At 44.4% G+C, this 18,020-nt stretch carries 15 protein-coding genes; 10 read left to right on the top strand and 5 right to left on the bottom strand.

The window, feature by feature from the left end:
* Window positions 1-415: 415 nt before the first annotated feature.
* From SPUTW3181_RS02985 to SPUTW3181_RS02965, 5 genes are all read left to right on the top strand, one after another.
* Complete coding sequence (locus SPUTW3181_RS02985) at window positions 416-2,545, top strand: heme lyase CcmF/NrfE family subunit (protein WP_011787959.1); 2,130 nt, start codon at window positions 416-418, stop codon at window positions 2,543-2,545.
* Window positions 2,545-2,964: a cytochrome c-type biogenesis protein CcmH gene (locus SPUTW3181_RS02980; protein ID WP_011787958.1), complete on the top strand. Its 420-nt coding sequence runs from the start codon at window positions 2,545-2,547 to the stop codon at window positions 2,962-2,964. Before SPUTW3181_RS02985 ends, SPUTW3181_RS02980 begins: the two co-directional genes overlap by 1 nt.
* A 16-nt stretch (window positions 2,965-2,980) precedes the next feature.
* Window positions 2,981-3,565, top strand: a complete 585-nt coding sequence (locus tag SPUTW3181_RS02975; protein ID WP_011787957.1) for a TlpA family protein disulfide reductase — start codon at window positions 2,981-2,983, stop codon at window positions 3,563-3,565.
* Window positions 3,566-3,740: 175 nt separating this feature from the next.
* Entirely contained in the window at window positions 3,741-4,319 is a 579-nt protein-coding gene (locus SPUTW3181_RS02970) for a nucleoside triphosphate pyrophosphohydrolase family protein (protein WP_011787956.1), read from the top strand.
* A 65-nt stretch (window positions 4,320-4,384) separates the two neighbouring features.
* Complete coding sequence (locus tag SPUTW3181_RS02965; protein ID WP_011787955.1) at window positions 4,385-4,675, top strand: helix-hairpin-helix domain-containing protein; 291 nt, start codon at window positions 4,385-4,387, stop codon at window positions 4,673-4,675.
* Window positions 4,676-4,678: 3 nt separating this feature from the next.
* On the opposite strand, the gene SPUTW3181_RS02960 is transcribed toward SPUTW3181_RS02965, so the two are convergent.
* From SPUTW3181_RS02960 to uvrD, 4 genes are all read right to left on the bottom strand, one after another.
* Window positions 4,679-5,761, bottom strand: a complete 1,083-nt coding sequence (locus SPUTW3181_RS02960; protein ID WP_011787954.1) for an AI-2E family transporter — start codon at window positions 5,759-5,761, stop codon at window positions 4,679-4,681.
* Between the two features lie 70 nt (window positions 5,762-5,831).
* On the bottom strand, window positions 5,832-6,896 hold the full coding sequence (locus SPUTW3181_RS02955; protein ID WP_011787953.1) for an NAD(P)H-dependent flavin oxidoreductase: 1,065 nt from the start codon (window positions 6,894-6,896) through the stop codon (window positions 5,832-5,834).
* A gap of 82 nt (window positions 6,897-6,978) precedes the next feature.
* A complete protein-coding gene (gene ubiA, locus SPUTW3181_RS02950; protein ID WP_011787952.1) occupies window positions 6,979-7,839 on the bottom strand; it encodes a 4-hydroxybenzoate octaprenyltransferase in 861 nt (286 codons plus the stop codon).
* Between the two features lie 145 nt (window positions 7,840-7,984).
* A complete protein-coding gene (gene uvrD, locus SPUTW3181_RS02945; RefSeq protein ID WP_011787951.1) occupies window positions 7,985-10,153 on the bottom strand; it encodes a DNA helicase II in 2,169 nt (722 codons plus the stop codon).
* Between the two features lie 634 nt (window positions 10,154-10,787).
* On the opposite strand from uvrD, the gene SPUTW3181_RS02940 reads away from it, so the two are divergent.
* Together SPUTW3181_RS02940 and SPUTW3181_RS02935 are read left to right on the top strand one after the other, a co-directional pair.
* Complete coding sequence (locus tag SPUTW3181_RS02940; RefSeq protein WP_041407937.1) at window positions 10,788-12,167, top strand: biosynthetic peptidoglycan transglycosylase; 1,380 nt, start codon at window positions 10,788-10,790, stop codon at window positions 12,165-12,167.
* A 597-nt stretch (window positions 12,168-12,764) separates the two neighbouring features.
* Window positions 12,765-13,964 (top strand): class I SAM-dependent methyltransferase, encoded by a 1,200-nt coding sequence (locus tag SPUTW3181_RS02935; protein ID WP_011787949.1) that lies wholly within the window; start codon window positions 12,765-12,767, stop codon window positions 13,962-13,964.
* 25 nt (window positions 13,965-13,989) lie between these two features.
* Here SPUTW3181_RS02935 and SPUTW3181_RS02930 read toward each other — a convergent pair whose 3' ends face one another.
* Window positions 13,990-14,427 carry an NUDIX hydrolase gene (locus tag SPUTW3181_RS02930; RefSeq protein WP_011787948.1) on the bottom strand — a complete coding sequence of 146 codons (438 nt, stop codon included), beginning with the start codon at window positions 14,425-14,427 and terminating at the stop codon, window positions 13,990-13,992.
* Window positions 14,428-14,823: 396 nt separating this feature from the next.
* Here SPUTW3181_RS02930 and SPUTW3181_RS02925 point away from each other — a divergent pair, with 396 nt between their 5' ends.
* The 3 genes from SPUTW3181_RS02925 to SPUTW3181_RS02915 all read left to right on the top strand — a co-directional run bounded on the left by SPUTW3181_RS02925 (window position 14,824) and on the right by SPUTW3181_RS02915 (window position 17,946).
* On the top strand, window positions 14,824-16,314 hold the full coding sequence (locus tag SPUTW3181_RS02925; protein ID WP_011787947.1) for a helicase HerA-like domain-containing protein: 1,491 nt from the start codon (window positions 14,824-14,826) through the stop codon (window positions 16,312-16,314).
* A 314-nt stretch (window positions 16,315-16,628) separates the two neighbouring features.
* Window positions 16,629-16,751 (top strand): hypothetical protein, encoded by a 123-nt coding sequence (locus SPUTW3181_RS22215; protein ID WP_011787946.1) that lies wholly within the window; start codon window positions 16,629-16,631, stop codon window positions 16,749-16,751.
* 238 nt (window positions 16,752-16,989) lie between these two features.
* Window positions 16,990-17,946 carry a TAXI family TRAP transporter solute-binding subunit gene (locus SPUTW3181_RS02915; RefSeq protein ID WP_011787945.1) on the top strand — a complete coding sequence of 319 codons (957 nt, stop codon included), beginning with the start codon at window positions 16,990-16,992 and terminating at the stop codon, window positions 17,944-17,946.
* The last annotated feature ends 74 nt before the right edge of the window (window positions 17,947-18,020 follow it).

Raw genomic sequence — 18,020 nt, 5'->3', positions numbered from 1 at the left:
TTAAATACCCGCTGATAAATAAAGAGGAATAAAAGCGACAAAAGCATATAAAATACAAACACATAAATCTAATCAAACACTTGTTTTTTAGAAGTAAAAAAGCCTGTTTTAGTTATAAAAAAAACTAAAAATAGATTTTATTTTTCAAAAATAATTAAGGATGGGATGGAGTGAATTAATAACGAATAAGATCACATTATCAAATGCAAAATTCGACTAATCTCAAAATGAACCGTGATGCAAATCAGTCGTCAAATGATATTTGAACAATGTGTTCAACCAAGACTGATATGAAATTTAAATATTAAATAAAACTTATTAAAGCAATAAAGTTAAAAGCTTAAAATCACATGAACAAAGTAACTATCAACACTCTTTTATTTTACCGCGTTATCATTATTCTAAGGAATAATAAATGACAACTATGGTTCCAGAGATTGGGCATATATTATTGATCATCAGTAGCGTATTGGCATTATTTTCTGCAATACTACCACTAATAGGGATTAAACAGCATAATGCCTATCTGGTTGGGTTAAGTCCGGTACTCTTTAGAACCATATTTATCTCGGTATTTTTTTCACTTCTTTGCTTAATTTATTGCTTTGTCACTGATGACTTTTCTGTTGCTTATGTTGCAAACCACTCGAATAGCCAATTGGCATTGGGCTATAAAGTGGCCGCCGTTTGGGGCAGCCATGAAGGGTCAATGCTCTTCTGGATATTTACGATTGCTCTTTGGGGCGCAATCATCAGTTATCACGTGAAGATAGCGGATTGCACTCAGGATAAGGCCACCGATAGCTACCAAGACACCCTGTATTTTGCGAGACTGTTGGCTATTCTGGCGTTAGTGATCCTTGGTTTTAACCTATTTTTACTCTTTACCTCTAATCCCTTTGCCCGTTTATTACCTAACATTCCAATTGAAGGGCGAGATCTTAACCCCATTTTGCAAGACATAGGCCTCATATTACACCCCCCCATGCTCTTTCTTGGCTATGTAGGCCTTACGGTTTGCTTTGCCGCAGCGTTAGCATCACTGCTCGGTGGTGGCTTTAATACTCGCCAAATTAACTATTTACGACCTTGGGTATTATTAGCGTGGGTGTTTCTCACAGGCGGCAATGCCTTTGGATCTTGGTGGGCCTATAACGAACTGGGTTGGGGTGGTTGGTGGTTTTGGGATCCTGTCGAAAATGCCTCCTTTATTCCTTGGCTTGTGGCAACAGCATTAGTGCATTCCCTCATTCTCACTCAACGTACTCATGGCTTTAAACTGACGACTTTACTGCTGTGCTTATTGGCATTTTCACTCAGTTTACTCGGCAGCTTTTTGGTGCGCTCCGGCATAGTGCAATCGGTACATGCCTTTGCCGCCGATCCTACCCGTGGCATGTCAATCCTCTGCTTATTAGTGATTTTTGTTGGTGCAGGGTTACTGATTTTTGCGCTCAAAGCGCATCATTTAAAACAGGATGTGACTTTCGCGCTTTTTAGCAAGGAAACACTGTTACTGCTCGGGATCGTTATCTTAGTCGTTGCCGCGTTTTCCGTGTTACTCGGCACATTTTACCCTTTGATCTATGAGCTACTGGATTTAGGCACACTTTCAGTGGGCGCCCCATATTTCAACGCTATATTTGTCCCCCTCACTTTCTTGCTTGTCCTGTTAATGGGCATTGCGCCCTTAGTGCAATGGCAAAAAGTGCAATGGCAAAAAGTGCAATGGCAAAAAGTGCAATGGCAAAATGCCTCAAAGACTCGTATTACTTCCCTGCTCATTCCTAGCCTAATGATATTAGCCGTCGCAGGCTGGGTAAGTTTACAAGCCGCCTCGGGCAGTAGCTTATTTTTACTCCTTGGCACTGCCGCGGCACTTTGGTTGCTGGTGTGTTTATTGCTCACGATATTGGTAGCCTCGGGATTGGGTAGACGAGTATATGCCCGTCAATTAACCCAAAACCGCAGTGAGCACGGCTTAAATCCTCCCGTTAAGTCATCAAAACAAGGGGTTGTCGCCATGCTATTCGCCCACTTGGGGGTGGCTATCACTATTATAGGAGCAACATCCGTCTCCTTTTTTGAACAGGAAGCCCTGCTACGAATGGGGCCTGGTCAAGGTAAGCCTTTGGCGAGTTATGTCTTAGTTTATGAAAGCACAGAGAATGTTGAAACCAACAGCTTTACCGCCATTCAAGCCAATATCAGTATCCGTGATGCAGCGAATGATGAACGGGTTTTAGGCTATATCACACCACAACGACAAACCTTTAAAAGCAACGGGATGGAAATGTCCCACGCGGGTATCGACCACGGTTTATGGCGGGATATTTATGTGTCTATGGGGCTGCAATTAAGTGATAACGAATACCTTATCCGTATCAGCTATAAACCCCTCGCGAGTTGGATCTGGCTTGGCGCCCTATTAATGATGCTGGGCGGGGCAATTGCCGCTTGGCCTACTCGCCGCTTTAGCTACCAAGCTGATTTAACAACCTTAGTTAACCTATCCCATCACAAACCACAGGAGACGCTTGCCTAATGAATCCAATATTACGCTTTTTAGTCTTACTGCTCCCTATCACCCTATTTGGGATAGGAACCACATCCTTATCCATGGCGCAGGAACAGTCCATATCTGGCCTTTCCCACCAGCAACAGGCAATGGATATCAGTAAAGTGCTGCGTTGCCCTATGGCGACGAATCAAACCCTATTTGAATCACAAGCACCTATCGCCCATGAACTCAAAGCACAAATATTCTCGATGCTGGAACAGGGGCAAAGCCAAGATGAGATTATCGATTTTATGGTGCAGCGCTATGGTGAAAAAATCCGTTATCAACCTGAATTTAAGGCATCCACGTCCGCACTTTGGCTTGGGCCACTGCTGTTATTAGTGCTTGGTGTTGGGCTTTGTTTTGCTTTGATAACCCGAAAAAAAACACAATCGTCTATTTGAAATAAAGGATAACCAGATGAAATTACGCTATTTCCCCTTTGTTCTACTGGCGTGTTTTGGCCTATTTTCTAATAGCAGCCCAGCACACTCATTAGACAATAAACTCTACAGCACGGGTGAGCCTCTTCCTAAACCTCAAGTTATGACGGGCTTTATAGAGATGCAGCACGCACGCGGCGTACCAGAAGTCCCCTTTATTGATGAATCAGGGCAAACTCAAACCCTAAAACAACACCAAGGAAAATTGGTTTTGGTCAATCTTTGGGCAACTTGGTGTGCCCCCTGTTTACGGGAAATTCCAGAACTCCAAAAACTGAAGCAACAATATCAAGGGAAAAATATCGCCATCATCCCTATCTCTATCGATGAAGAACCTAAAGATGTACGCCCTTTTCTTAACCAATATGGCTTTAGCGGCTATGCCACTTGGCTTGACCCAAAGCAAAATGTTGAGCAAATCATCCCTGCGAATGTCGTCCCAGCGAGTTATATTTTTGATGCTAAAGGTAATCTTGTGGGTTTTGTACGGGGTTATTTAGATTGGAGTGATAAAGATGTTGGCCCTTATCTTGATCAACTGATTGCAAAATACGGCCAATAATCACCAAGTAACACAGGCTCACAATATATTTCTCCATTCGGTCATCCGCCAATATTTGCCGAAACCCGCTGCTACCCATTTGGCTGCGGGTATTTTTATATTCGCCCCATCTTTGTATTCTGCGGTGCGTTTCTTTAAAATTGTCGCCAAACTTTTTTATATCAAGGCACATCAGATGAAACTCACCCGCTTAACTCAACCTATTTATGACCACTTATATCGTGATATCAGTGATTTTCGTCGCACCTTCGATTTACCCGTTAATGATGTTCATTCCTTAGATGACAAGGCAGACACCCTACATACTTCACTGATTATTGAGGAGTTAACTGAGCTTGCCGAAGCCGATAGCCGTACCGAACAGGCCGATGCCATAGTCGATTCTGTATATGTGTTAATGGGACGTTTAGTGCATTTGGGCGCGCAAGCAATGACGGACAGACTCGAAATCAGTTACCTGATTGACTTGTTGCTTTGCGTGGCTCATAACCGTGAAATCGACTTTATCGCCTGCTGGGATGAAGTGCATTCGAGCAATATGAGTAAAGTGTGCCGTAACGAGCAAGAACTGGCTGAGACTATTGCCTTTTATGCCAAACAAGGTGTTGAAATTGTCGGTAGTCAGCAAGGTGATTTTATCATCGCCAAATGCGCTAAAGATGTGGAAATGGCAGGTAAAGTCGTTCGCCAAGGCAAAGTGTTAAAATCGGTTTACTATCGCCCAGCGGATTTAACAACACTGGTTAAAGCCTAAACGCTGTCGAGTCGACTCTACGGCAGCGCAGGCTTTTCAATGATATTTATCACGGGGAAATTCGTATGAATCCAGCGAAAGTGGTGCGTGCCGAGGTTAAGCAATTAACGGATTTACCCAATATTGGTAAAGCCTGCGCTACGGATCTGCGTCTACTCGGCATAGAGACGCCAGTGCAATTGCTTGGGAGAAATCCCTACGAAATGTACCGCACACTCAACACATTAACAGGGGTAAAACAGGATCCTTGTATGCTCGATGTGTTTATCTCCATCACCCGTTTTATGGCGGGTGATGATCCTAAGCCTTGGTGGAATTACACCGATGAGCGGAAAAATACCTTAGCAGCAAATTGAGCCTTAGCTTTCTGCCTGTTTGTCCATTGGTATCGTTTCAGGTTCTTCCCTTAGCCATTCCCGCCAAATGGCTACCAGCAAGGCCATCAGTACTGGACCGACAAATAAACCAACAAACCCCATGGTTTTCACCCCACCGATCAGACCGAAAAAAGTCGGTAAGAAAGGTAATTTAATCGGCCCACCAACAAGATTTGGCCTTAGGGTTTTATCGACAATAAACAGCTCTATACTGCCCCAAAGGAATAAACCGACTCCGGCGGTCATATCACCAGTGCCGACAAGATAGAGTGAAATCAAGGTAAACATAGTGGGCGCACCGCCGGGGATCAGCGCCATAAATGCGGTTAACACCCCAAAAGCCACAGCCGAAGGTACACCCGCAATCCAATAGGCAATACCGAGCACTATGCCCTCACCAATGGCAATAAGCGTCATACCTATCACGGTAGAACTAACCGTTGCAGGCACCACGCGGGAAAAACTGTGCCAACGGGCAGGCAAAACACGTTCACCCACAATATCGAGCTGTTTCGCAACATGTTCGCCATCTTTATATAAGAAAAACAAAGTGATCAGCATAAAAAGTAAGGTCAGTAACAGCCCTAAGGTGTTCCAGCCCAATTGCAGTACCCAACGGGAAATACCACTTAAATTTTGACCACTGATGGCGCTGATTATTTTACCCAACTCGTGGGGTTCACCGATAAACTCGTGCCATTGCAGGGTGAGCCACTCTCCTATCAAAGGTAATTCTTTGATCCAGACAGGCACAGCAGCACCATGCTGATTCGTGTGGACGAGCCACTCAACCCAGCCCCTAATTTCATGTAAAGCATAGGAAAAAACGAACGCAAGCGGGATAACCAACCCTAATACAATCAGCACCAAAGCAATCGTCGCCGCCAACGCTGAACGACCACGGCATTTTGCCAACAGTTTTTGATAAAGCGGCCAACTCGAAAAACACACAATCAAGGCAGCTAAGGCGGGGACTAAAAAGTCGATAAAAAAGAATACACCGGCACATAAGAGCAAAATCAACAGAGTTCGACCAATTGCGGCATTACTGAAAATCGGTGTCATAACTAAACTGTATCCTTTACTTCAAAGCATTAACTCATAGGTTTGATATTCTATTTCTAGAAAGCAGATTTTATGACACTTCTGCACTCAACCAAATCCCCAACGCCAATTGTTTTGTAAGCTCTGCGGCGGGAATCGCCTGACAGCCAGTTGCATTTTGGCCGCACCAGAGCGGACTAAAATCGCCAAATCCCTGTTGTTCAGCGGCGCTTCGCAATCCAGCGATAGCATTCGAAGCAAGCGGAAAATCCGGTACCGCACTATTGATAGGCCCAAGTTCGGCCATAAAACGGTTTACAATACCGCGGGCAGGGCGGCCAGAAAATAAATTAGTGAGCGCCGTATGTTGCGCAGTCTCACTTTGCAGTACTGCGCGGTGAATTTTAGTGGTAGTGCATTCAGGACAGAGTAAATAGGCCGTACCCACTTGCACCGCCGACGCGCCCATTGCCATCGCAGCGCGCACCGTTTTAGCATCGACTATCCCGCCCGCGGCGATAACAGGTACATCAACGGCGGCAATAATCTGTGGCAATAAAGCAAAAGTACCAAGCTGCTCGGTGAGATCGTCCGATAGGAAATGCCCCCTGTGCCCCCCAGCCTCTAAACCCTGAGCAATAATGGCATCTACCCCACGCGCTTCTAACCATAAGGCTTCTTCTAAAGTGGTTGCGGTGGAAATAACCTTGGAACCCCAAGATTTAATCTCCAGCAACAAGTCTTCATTCGGTAAACCAAAATGAAAACTCACAACTTCGGGCTTAAATTTAGCTAACACTTCTGCCTGAGCACTCGTGTATGGCGCACGTTGTGCTCCCGCAGCTTGGGTATCAGGATGGATACCCAATTCAGTAAAATAAGGGGTGAGTTGTTTAAGCCATGCGGCTTGTTTCGCCGCTTGCGGTTCAGGTTCGTGGTGACAAAAGAAGTTTACGTTAATGGGTTTAGTTGTGTGGCTACGGATCAGGCTAAGTTCTGCATCTAATGTCTCAAGGGATAACATTGCACAGGGCAAAGATCCCAACGCGCCCGCCTGTGATACCGCAATCGTTAAGGCACTGCCTTGGACACCCGCCATCGGCGCTTGGATAATGGGTAACTCAATTCCAAATAGTCGGGTTAACTGGCACGGCATACATCACCTCCTTTGATAGTGCTCCTGATAAAACTGAACAACTTAGCCTTAGCCGTAAACAAAAATCGTGAACGACAAACGTTTAGATTAGATAATCAGCCCCCAAGCCAACAAATAATGCGAGTCCCGCCCAGTTATTGTTAAGAAAAGCCTTAAAACAAGGGGCGCGTTCACGACCAAAAATCAGCATTTGTTGGTAAGTACTAAAGCCAACAAAAGTCAGTAAACCAAGGCCATAGAGTAAACCGCGCTCAGCACTCCAACCCGCAGCAATAAAACAGACTAGTGCAGCAATCTGAAATAAGCCTATGATTTGGCGGTCATATTTACCGAACAAAATGGCAGTGGATTTTATACCCACCTTAAGATCATCGTCCCTATCAACCATGGCATACATAGTGTCGTAGGCAACTGTCCAAAACCAATTCGCCGCAAATAACCACCAAGCCTCCATCGGTACTTCACCCGTCTGCGCGGCATACGCCATAGGGATAGACCAACTCCACACCACGCCTAAAAACATCTGCGGCATATTAGTAATGCGTTTGGTGAAGGGATAAATGATAGTGAGGATAATGCCAACAACGGATAATTTAACCACTAATCCATTGAGTAATAAGACTAAACCAAATGCAGATAAACCTAAGACGACAAACAGTATCAAGGCTTCTTTAGTACTGATTTCGCCACTGGCCAGCGGCCGAGATTTAGTGCGCTCCACAAAAGAGTCAAGATCGCGATCGGCATAGTCGTTAATAATGCAGCCACAGGCACGCATGATCACCACGCCAATAATGAATATGATCAATACCTTAAGATCGGGCATACCACCCGCCGCTAACATCAGCGCCATCAAGCATGGCCACATCAATAATAACGTACCGATAGGACGGTCGAGTCGAGTCAGACGGGAATACACGTCCCACTTCTGCTTTAAATTCATTAACGAGGTACTCCCACGCCTAATAATCTACCATTTTCGCCTTCATCCCTATGGGTTAGCATCATATACCTAAGCTAACCCTGAACGCGAATTCCCACCCAAAAACATTGTCACAAAAGAATGACACTCACCCATCATTTCAAGCTTAAAGCGCTTCTAAACGAGCGTAAGCCACCACTAACCATTTACTGCCAAAGTCGGTAAAACTAACCTGAACTCTGGCCTGTGCGCCGCTGCCTTCAAAGTTGGTGACCTTGCCTTCACCAAATTTAGGATGATTGACTCTCTGTCCAACATTAAAGCCCGTATCATTTGCCGCTGCCGACTTTTGAGTGCTAAAACGATTATTTGCCATGGGAGTGGAAACCTGCGCCTTAAGGCGAATTTCATCCACATATTGCGGCGGGATCTCTTTGATAAAACGCGACGGCCGCGCGTAATCTTCCCGGCCATAGATACGGCGCGATTCCGCATAGGTAATGTAGAGTTTTTCCATCGCGCGGGTCATGCCCACGTAGCAGAGACGGCGTTCTTCATCGAGTCTGTCGCCCTCTTCGAGCGCCATTTTACTCGGGAAAATCCCTTCCTCGACTCCCGCCATAAACACCATGGTAAACTCAAGCCCTTTGGCCGAATGCAGCGTCATCAGTTGCACCGCATCGGTAAAGGCATCGGCCTGCCCTTCACCCGCCTCAAGCGCAGCATGGGATAAAAAGGCGTTAAGCTCGCCCATATCCTCAAGCTCTTCAGGCATTTCAAAGGTACGTGCCGCCGTGACGAGTTCTTCTAAGTTTTCGATTCTAGCGTGGGCTTTCTCGCCCTTTTCGGCTTCATACATGGCCTTAAGGCCCGACGCTTGGATCACAGTGTCGGCCATGCGATACAAGGCCATATCCTGCGTATCTTCCTGTAGAGTAACGATTAAATCCATAAAGCCACGCACCGCACTGGCTGCACGGCCGGCAAGTACTTTTTCATCCAGCAGCCTTAAACACGCTTGCCATAACGTAAGCTCTTGTTGGCGCGCCGTAGTGCGTAAAATATCTAAGGTGCGATCGCCTATACCACGGGGCGGCGTATTCACCACCCGCTCGAAGGCGGCATCATCATTTTTATTACTGATGAGGCGCATATAGCCCATGGCATCTTTAATTTCTTGACGCTCGAAAAAGCGTAAGCCACCGTAAATACGATAGGCTAAGCCTTTGTGTAATAAGGCTTCTTCCAATACCCGCGACTGAGCATTCGAGCGATATAAAATTGCGCAATCACTGAGGTTACCGCCCTTTTCATGCCAATCATTTATCCGACCGACAATAAAGCGCGCCTCATCCATTTCATTAAAGGCGCAATAGAGCGAAATTGGATCGCCATCGGCTTCATCCGTCCATAACTCTTTGCCCATACGCTCGGGGTTATTGGCGATTAACGCGTTGGACGCTTTAAGAATATTCCCCTTAGAGCGATAGTTTTGCTCGAGGCGAATGGTGGTTGCGGTAGGAAAATCCTGAAGGAAGCGATGCAGGTTTTCAACCTGAGCGCCGCGCCAGCCGTAAATCGATTGGTCGTCATCACCGACTATCATCACATTGGCAGTTTGACCGGCAAGCACGCGGATCCACGCATATTGGATCGCGTTGGTATCTTGGAACTCGTCCACCAAAATATGCTTAAAGCGTTCTTGATAATGGGCCAACAAATGCGGCTTATTAAGCCATAACTCATGGGCACGTAAAAGGATTTCGGCAAAATCGACTAAACCTGCGCGGTCGCAAGACTCTTGATAAACCTGATAGATTTTTAACAGATTTTGCTCAATGGGAAAACCGATGGCATCGATATGTTTAGGGCGTAATCCTTGGTCTTTTTTACCATTGATATAACCCTGAGCTTGGCGTGGAGGATATTGTTTCTCATCCAAATTCAGGCTTTTAAGAATACGTTTGATCAAGCGCACTTGATCGTCAGAATCGAGGATTTGGAAGCTTTGCGGTAAACCCGCATCTTGGAAGTGAGTGCGCAACAAGCGATGTGCCAAGCCATGGAAAGTGCCAATCCACATGCGGCCCATATTGGTACCAGCGACTTTTTCAACTCGTTCGCGCATCTCAGCCGCAGCTTTATTGGTAAACGTCACCGCCAGAATCGAGTACGGACTCTGCTGTTCAACCTGCATCAGCCACGCAATACGGTGGGTCAACACCCGAGTTTTACCACTGCCCGCGCCCGCCAACACTAACATGCTAGATTGCGGTGCCGCGACAGCCTCGCGCTGCTTATCATTCAGGCCGTCTAGTAAAGAAGATACGTCCATTCTCGCCTCCAAAAAATCGAGGGGGCATTATAACAGAAGAAAACCCGCCTGCGCGCTTGATCCACAATACAAGAGCCACTAGACGAGAACCATAGGACGAATAACAAGTTGCCGCATCTTGCTTTGCACTTGTGTTGTAATGACGACATTGATTAAGCACTGTCATTCCCGCAATGCTTGTGGGCAGGAATCCAGCTTTTCGGTAACAGATCTTTGTTTTTAGGGTAGGAATTGAACAAATGCAAGGCCGTATTAATGACTCATAGAGAGGGTGTTCATCATTCTGTTTCAGCGATTAAGCACTGTCATTCCAGTGACACGCCGTGAATATGTCCCTATAGGCTCGACGACGGCATCCATGCCGTCAACGGTCACTTACATGACAGTGCTTAATCCTATTAACCTTTGCGTATCTCTGCTAGCCAGCAAAGGATGATAAAGCTAAAACGATATCAAATAATTACCCATCAAAAGGCATAAAAAACCACTACCGCAAAAAAGCAAATTCCTATAGCATCATTTATACCAATTTACATGGTTCTAACAGCGGCCAAGTCCTACAAGCGGTTTATGCCCTGCAAACAACGCAGTACATAAATACAAAGACGTTAAGCAATAAAACGGAAATCACACATTGATCGAAGAAGACTATAAAGAAGGATGGCGTCAACACTTTCCAACTTACCATTTTGATGAGCGAGATATCGCACTGGAGGAGTATAAAGTTGCAGCTAAGAACCTTGAGTCAGAAGAAAGGGTTTTCCTAAATGCATCAAATGTGACGCTTGTTTCGTCCGCAGCTTTAGGCTCATTATTAGTAGGTTCATCAAACCAATTAATAACCGTTTTTAGTGGTATCATTCCTCCGTACATTATTTCATTAATTTTATTATCCATAATTATTGGCTTTTCTTTTATTAGTCTAAAGTATTTTTCAGATCGGCAGCGAGCAATAGTTTTTTCTGGGAGGAAAGTCATTATTTTGAGGCGAATGTTAGGGTTAAGCTACGGAAATATCCAACTTCTCCTGCCTAACTGGAGAATCGAAGGTGCTGACCAACCACTTGCTCTGAAACTATTTCCTGGATGGCTGACATATGCAGCTTATCCATTTTGGATGATATCAATTATTTCAAGCTCTGTAGTATTATTTTTGAGCGCTTATTTTATTAAGCAGAACCCCAATGTTATTCCGGAAGAATTTAACTCTGCGTTTATTTTACTAATGGGATTTTTCTGGTTTTTATCTGCAATGATGATCTATCGATTATCGTTACTTGATACTCATGAAACATCTCGGCTTATATTTTATAAATTTATTTCAAAAAATATAGGTTTACCGTTAACTGAAAATATTGAATACATCGCATACCGAGCTAAATTAGCAGCTCATGAAACTGATAGACTTAAAGTTTCTACGCTGAATATTAAGAAATTCCTTATCTTCATTGAAGATAGAGACTTTTACAGTCACTCTGGAATTAGTTATAAATCGCTTGCACGGAGTATATTGGGGTTGATGAATATAAAGCCAAAATCCGGTGGCTCAACTATTGTACAACAACTCACTCGGACTCTATTTATTTCAGATTTAAGTAAAACAAAACGGCGTAAATTTATTGAACTAGCATTAGCCCCTTGGGTTACGAGCGTATTTAGTAAAAAAATTATTCTAGATATTTATATTTCCTCCGTACGTTTTGAGAGGGGATGCTTTGGTGTTGTTGAAGCTATGAATCACTTTTGGGGGAATGTTGAACATAATCCTACTAATGCACAGGCTTTTTTTCTTATAGAGAGAGTGAGCAATATTCGCTCTAAATTACTCGTCAATAAAATAATTGATACAGCTAATTCAGCAAAAGAAAAAAGACTATTAACTCATGATGACATAAGTAGTCTTTTTGATTTATATTCTGATGCGGTGACAAATGGAAAAATTACAGCGAATAATACTGAATTACGTAAATTGGCTAAAGGCTTAAACTTAGTTTGCCTAGACACCCATTGTTAAATTTTGCGTTAGCGGGGACGAAGAGTGAAACAGAGGGTAAAACAGGACATCCACCACGCTTTAATGCGTTAAGTGACCAATAAACAACTCAACAATCGACGGAATATCCCCTCGAAGTGACCGCAGGGCATTAGCGTTCGTTGCGTGATCGAGGCATGGTCGTTCTCGTGCATCCATGCACTTCACGACATTCAGGCATCCTGCCTATCAGATGCCGAGATAGCGTCAGTCGAATCAGAGATGAGCGTCTGACGCGATAACATAAGTGCGCTAATTGCCCAAGGGGTTTTCAACTCCATTAGGGGCGTCATGGCTGATTGTTTATAAATAGGAAGGAGGATAGGACGAGCAGTGCTCCTTGGTCGAATTTTAATTAAAACATCAGGGGGTGAAGCCCCACGACTTTGACTTTGATTAAATAATTCAAACAAGAGTTGGGACTGTAACAGGAGTAGCAGTGCTTAACACGACTACCTGAAATAGATAGTAATGCATCGAAACTCAACCCTCCTTCTCGATGAGAATAACTTTAGGTAGCGGCGGATCGCGGTTAGAATACTCATCCTGTTTTTCTTGGTTACTTTTTCGGAAACAATCATGTCCCATTCAGCGCTTAATTCTTTTGATGATTTTTACCAGCTTTTGGCTGACAGCTTGGCGAAGAATAGTCTGATCAAACTATTGTTGAGTAAGTACCGAGGGGCAGATAAAAGCCTGCAGCGCATCACGATTCGGCCGATCAGTTTGCAGAATGAACCTATGCTGTCATTTGTGTATCAGCATCAGACGAATCACATCACTAAAAATCTGAGTTATGACGATGGCTTAGCTAGCATAAAACAGCTACTCGGTAGCGATTTTAAGAGCGCCCACTTAGCCACGGCGCAGGCAGAGGTTCAGCTTGAGATCAGCAAAAAAGGCAAAGTCCAAATCAGTACACATAATGTTAAACAAACCGTCGCGGCGCCGTTAGAACATGACCGTGAGAAAAAGCGTTTTGTGGATATTGAACGACCCTTTCTCACTAAGCTAGGTGTAACTGACAGCCAGCATAATGTGATCCCTGCGATGTCGCGTAAATGGAAACAAATCAATAAGTTTATTGAGGTTTTCAGCCAAGCACTCGAAGCCTCACCCCACAAGAATAACCAACCGATCAATGTAGTCGATTTTGGTTCAGGCAAAGGTTATCTCACCTTTGCAATCCATGATTATCTTCGCCATAGCCTTCATAATGATGCGCAGGTGACTGGAGTAGAATTACGTCAAGCCTTAGCCGATTTATGTAATGAAACGGCGGCAACGCTGGATCATCAAGGATTGTCATTTGTCTGCGGCGATGTGAGAACCCATGCGCCTAAGCAAACCGATGTGATGATCGCGCTGCACGCCTGCGATATCGCCACTGACTATGCGATTCATTATGGTATCCGCGCCAATGCCGACATCATCATGTGTTCACCTTGCTGCCATAAACAAATTCGCCCGCAGATGCACAGCCCAGAATTGTTTAAACCTATGCTGCAATATGGGGTGCACATGGGCCAACAGGCTGAAATGGTGACAGATTCATTACGTGCGCTATTTTTGGAAGCCAATGGTTATGCGACTAAGGTGTTTGAATTTATCAGCCTAGAACATACCAATAAAAATAAGATGATTTTGGCCGTTAAAAAGTCGCAGCATAACCCGAAAGACAGCGCCGCAATACTCGCGCAAATAGCAGACATTAAAGCCTATTACGGTATCAAGGAACACTGCTTAGAAACTTTACTCGCGCAAACCCAAGCCGATTAACAGCCGGCGGTTTACTGGCAAAGCATTAGAACTTGGCACTCACCACAACCCCGTTGAAATTGAGGCAATCTTTAATTCTTTGCTGCTGAACCGTGCTAAGGGTGTCGATATCGTGGAAGGCGAACGCTGAGTGTTCGTGACTTAATTGGATCGGCAATAGCTCGTCTTCTACCCCATCTTTTGCCACTTCAGGCAACAGTAATTCGCATCGAAAAATAAAGGCTTGGGACTGATAAGCGCTGTGATAATACACACCGCTCAAATAGTTCACCCGCACACTTAAGCCTAATTCCTCTTGGCATTCACGCACCAAGGCCTCGTGAATCGTTTCGCCTGGTTCGAGTGCGCCGCCGGGTAAACCCCAAGCAAAATTACCGTAATTGGCCTTAAGCAACAGCACTTGTCCCAGCGCATTGGTAATAACCGCGTGGCTGCTCAATCTAAAGGTATCGTTAAAGGCCACTCAATTATCCTTGCATGTCTGTTCGGTACGAATTGAAGCTTCTTTCTGTGTCACGCCAACGCTTCGCATTCCTTAACTCTTTGCTTAAACCGCTTATAGCATCAATACCGATTTCACCGTTAAATATCTCGATGCTAATCCTTATTTCGCTGCTGTCCTGTTTTAACCATTTTTACGTGATTGGTTTTATCACAATTTGCCACGTAACTTAAGCGATTCGCCCTTTCACGACCTCTCACTGACCTTTAACTTAATCCCTCATGTTGACATAAATACCGCTAAGGCCAACACTCAATGGTGAATTTTCATACAAACATATAATGACACAACAGTGGGTTAGATAAGAGCAGTGCAACAACGCCAGTATCTGCCCTTCAGTTAAGATAAGGAATCATCTTGAATACTCTACTCCTTGGCAAAGGTGAGCAACAGGTTCACTTACATCTTAAATACGCTAATCGTCACGGACTCATTGCGGGCGCGACGGGTACGGGAAAGACAGTATCATTAATGAGTATCGCCGAAGGGTTTTCGCGCCAAGGCGTGCCAGTGTTTATCACAGATGTTAAAGGGGATATTTCTGGCCTAGCGCTCATGGGTACACCCAGTGAAAAACTGTTACAAAGGGCGGCTAGCATTGGCATTGAGGATTATCAAAATGAGGCCAACCCTGTAGTATTTTGGGATTTAGCCGGTGTTCAAGGGCATCCTTTACGCACCACTGTCAGTGAAATGGGCCCGACCTTACTCAGCCGAATTTTAGAACTGAATGACACCCAAAACGGTATTTTGGATATCGTCTTCCAACTGGCTGACGACCAAGGATTACTGCTGCTCGATTTAGATGATCTGCGTGCTATGCTGACACTGGTCGCTGATGAGCGCAAAGAAATCTCGGTTAAATATGGTCTGATCAGTGCCCAATCCCTCGCGGCGATTCAACGTGCCGTTTTAGGGTTAGAACGTGATGGTGGCAAAGACTTTTTCGGTGAACCAGCCTTACAGCTTGAAGATTTAATGCGTACTAATTTACAAGGGCGCGGCATCATCAATTTACTCGCTGCGAATAAACTGATTTTAACGCCACGTTTATATTCAAGTTTTCTATTATGGTTACTCTCCGAGCTATTTGAAAACCTGCCAGAGGTTGGCGATCTTGATAAACCTAAATTGGTGTTTTTTATTGATGAGGCACATCTCCTCTTCGAGGGTTGCCCGCCCAGTTTATTAAAGCGTATTGAGCAGATCATGCGCCTTATTCGCTCAAAAGGTGTTGGCGTTTATTTCTGCTCACAATTCCCTGATGATGTCCCCAATGAAATCCTCGGTCAATTAGGTAATCGTATTCAACATGCGCTGCGGGCCTATACGCCAAGGGATCAAAAGGCGGTCAAAACCGCCGCTGAAACTTTTGTCCCCAACCCTAAACTGGTTGTCAGCGAGGTGATATCTCAACTCGCAGTGGGTGAAGCCTTAGTCTCAATGCTTGCCGATAAGGGCGCACCCACTATGGTAGAGCGCGCCTTAATTGCTCCGCCCCGCTGTCGCATGGGGCCAGCAACGACTGAAGAACTAAAACAAATCCGCGCGCAGAGTCCAATTGGCGGTAAATACGATACGTTAGTCAACCGCGAATCGGCCTATGAATTACTCCACCAAAGACGAACAGAAAACGCCGCCGCCACTAGCGCACCGATAATAGAAGCCACACCCCATCATCAGGCCGATGAACAAGGTTGGTTTAGCGAGCTTATTTTTGGCAATAAACGCCGACAAGGTTTAGCACAGACCCTTTCTAAACAGGCGGCGCGTACCGTTGGCAACCAATTAGGAAAACAAATTTTACGCGGGATACTCGGTGGCATATTAGGGAAGTCCTCCCGTTAGTTTGGTTATTATGCAATACAGTGCCACCGATCGCATATTTTATAGACAAGTTAACACTACCATTAGCGCTAATTATTCTAAGCATGGAGTGGATCCTACTGCGGATTTCAGTGATAAGATTATTTTGCGAGTACAGCTCAAAGAGGCAAACAAATTCAAATAAATTATCAATGATTTTAAATGATTGTGATTTAAAAATGTTGTAATTCGAGATTTAACGTTTCGCTTTAATCAGGACATCATGGAATAGGTTCAATGCGTATGGCTTACATGATTAGCCTGATGAACAACCACAAAAGTACATGGAGTTAGCTATGAGTAAAGAGCAAAAAAATCGCAAAGAGTCCAAGAAGCAGCCGTTAATGTCTGCAAAAGAAAAAAGAGCAGCAAAACACGCTAAAAATGCTTCAAAAGGTTTCTTAGATAACACTAAATAGTGTCCTGTTATTAAGGGAGTCATCCTCAAATAACACAAATAGGGTTAACTTAGGTTAGCCCTTTTTATTGCCTTATACCAATCAGCAATCAAACCTCCGTTTTATCATGTAACAACTCCGCTATCGACTATAGCCTAATTGACCTTTTTTAGGTTTTATGCGGTTATATTAAGCTGATTATGCTATTCCCTACTCGAAAGAACCTATATAACACAATAAAAAACAAGGATATTTCAATATGAAAATCAACAAACATTTTGTCGCCATCGGTGCAGCAATCACACTCTCTCTCAGTGCTGCCACTATGGCCGCAGCCCCTGCATTTATCAACATACTCACAGGTGGAACCAGTGGTGTTTACTATCCTATAGGTGTGGCCTTGTCTCAACTCTATGGTAGTGGGATCGAAGGTGCTAAAACCTCTGTTCAGGCAACAAAAGCCTCTGTAGAAAATCTTAATCTACTGCAATCGGGTCGTGGTGAATTAGCTTTTGCATTAGGTGACTCAGTGTCAGCCGCCTACCAAGGTGATGTTGATGCAGGCTTTAATAAACCTTTAGATAAAATTAGAGTCATTGCCGCGGCTTACCCTAATTACATCCAAATTGTTGCCAATAAAGAATCGGGTATTAAAACCTTAGCCGATTTAAAGGGTAAGCGCATCTCCGTTGGCGCCCCTAAATCGGGGACAGAACTCAATGCCAGAGCCATTTTTAAGGCTGCTGGATTAAGTTACGCAGATATGGGGAAAGTAGAATTTTTACCCTATGCAGAATCCGTTGAATTGATCAAAAATCGTCAATTAGATGCAACGCTACAATCATCAGGTTTAGGTATGGCGGCAATCCGCGATCTCGCCGCTACTATGCCTATCAACTTTGTCGAAATTCCTGAGGATGTCGTACTCAACATAAATAATCCTGCCTATCAACATGGTGTCATCCCCGCCTCAACCTACGAAGGTCAAACGACGGATGTGTCTACCGTTGCGATAGAAAATTTACTGGTTACCCATAATGGCGTCTCAGATGATTTAGCCTATCAAATGACTAAAATTATGTTCACGAATCTTGAACGTCTCGGCAATGCACATTCCGCAGCCAAAACCATTAACCTCGAAAATGCAACGAAAAATCTACCCATTCCACTACATCCTGGTGCTGAGCGTTATTACAAAGAAGTGGGCGCGCTCTAAATATTTTGTGCGACCTATTTACTAATACACATTGGGGATATTAACGACATTAATATCCCCAATGCTGCACCACC

Origin of the sequence: Shewanella sp. W3-18-1 (assembly GCF_000015185.1) — a bacterium.
Lineage (GTDB): Bacteria > Pseudomonadota > Gammaproteobacteria > Enterobacterales > Shewanellaceae > Shewanella > Shewanella putrefaciens.
The sequence above is the reverse complement of the archived record's forward strand: the minus strand, read 5'-3'. Positions and strand labels throughout refer to the sequence as shown.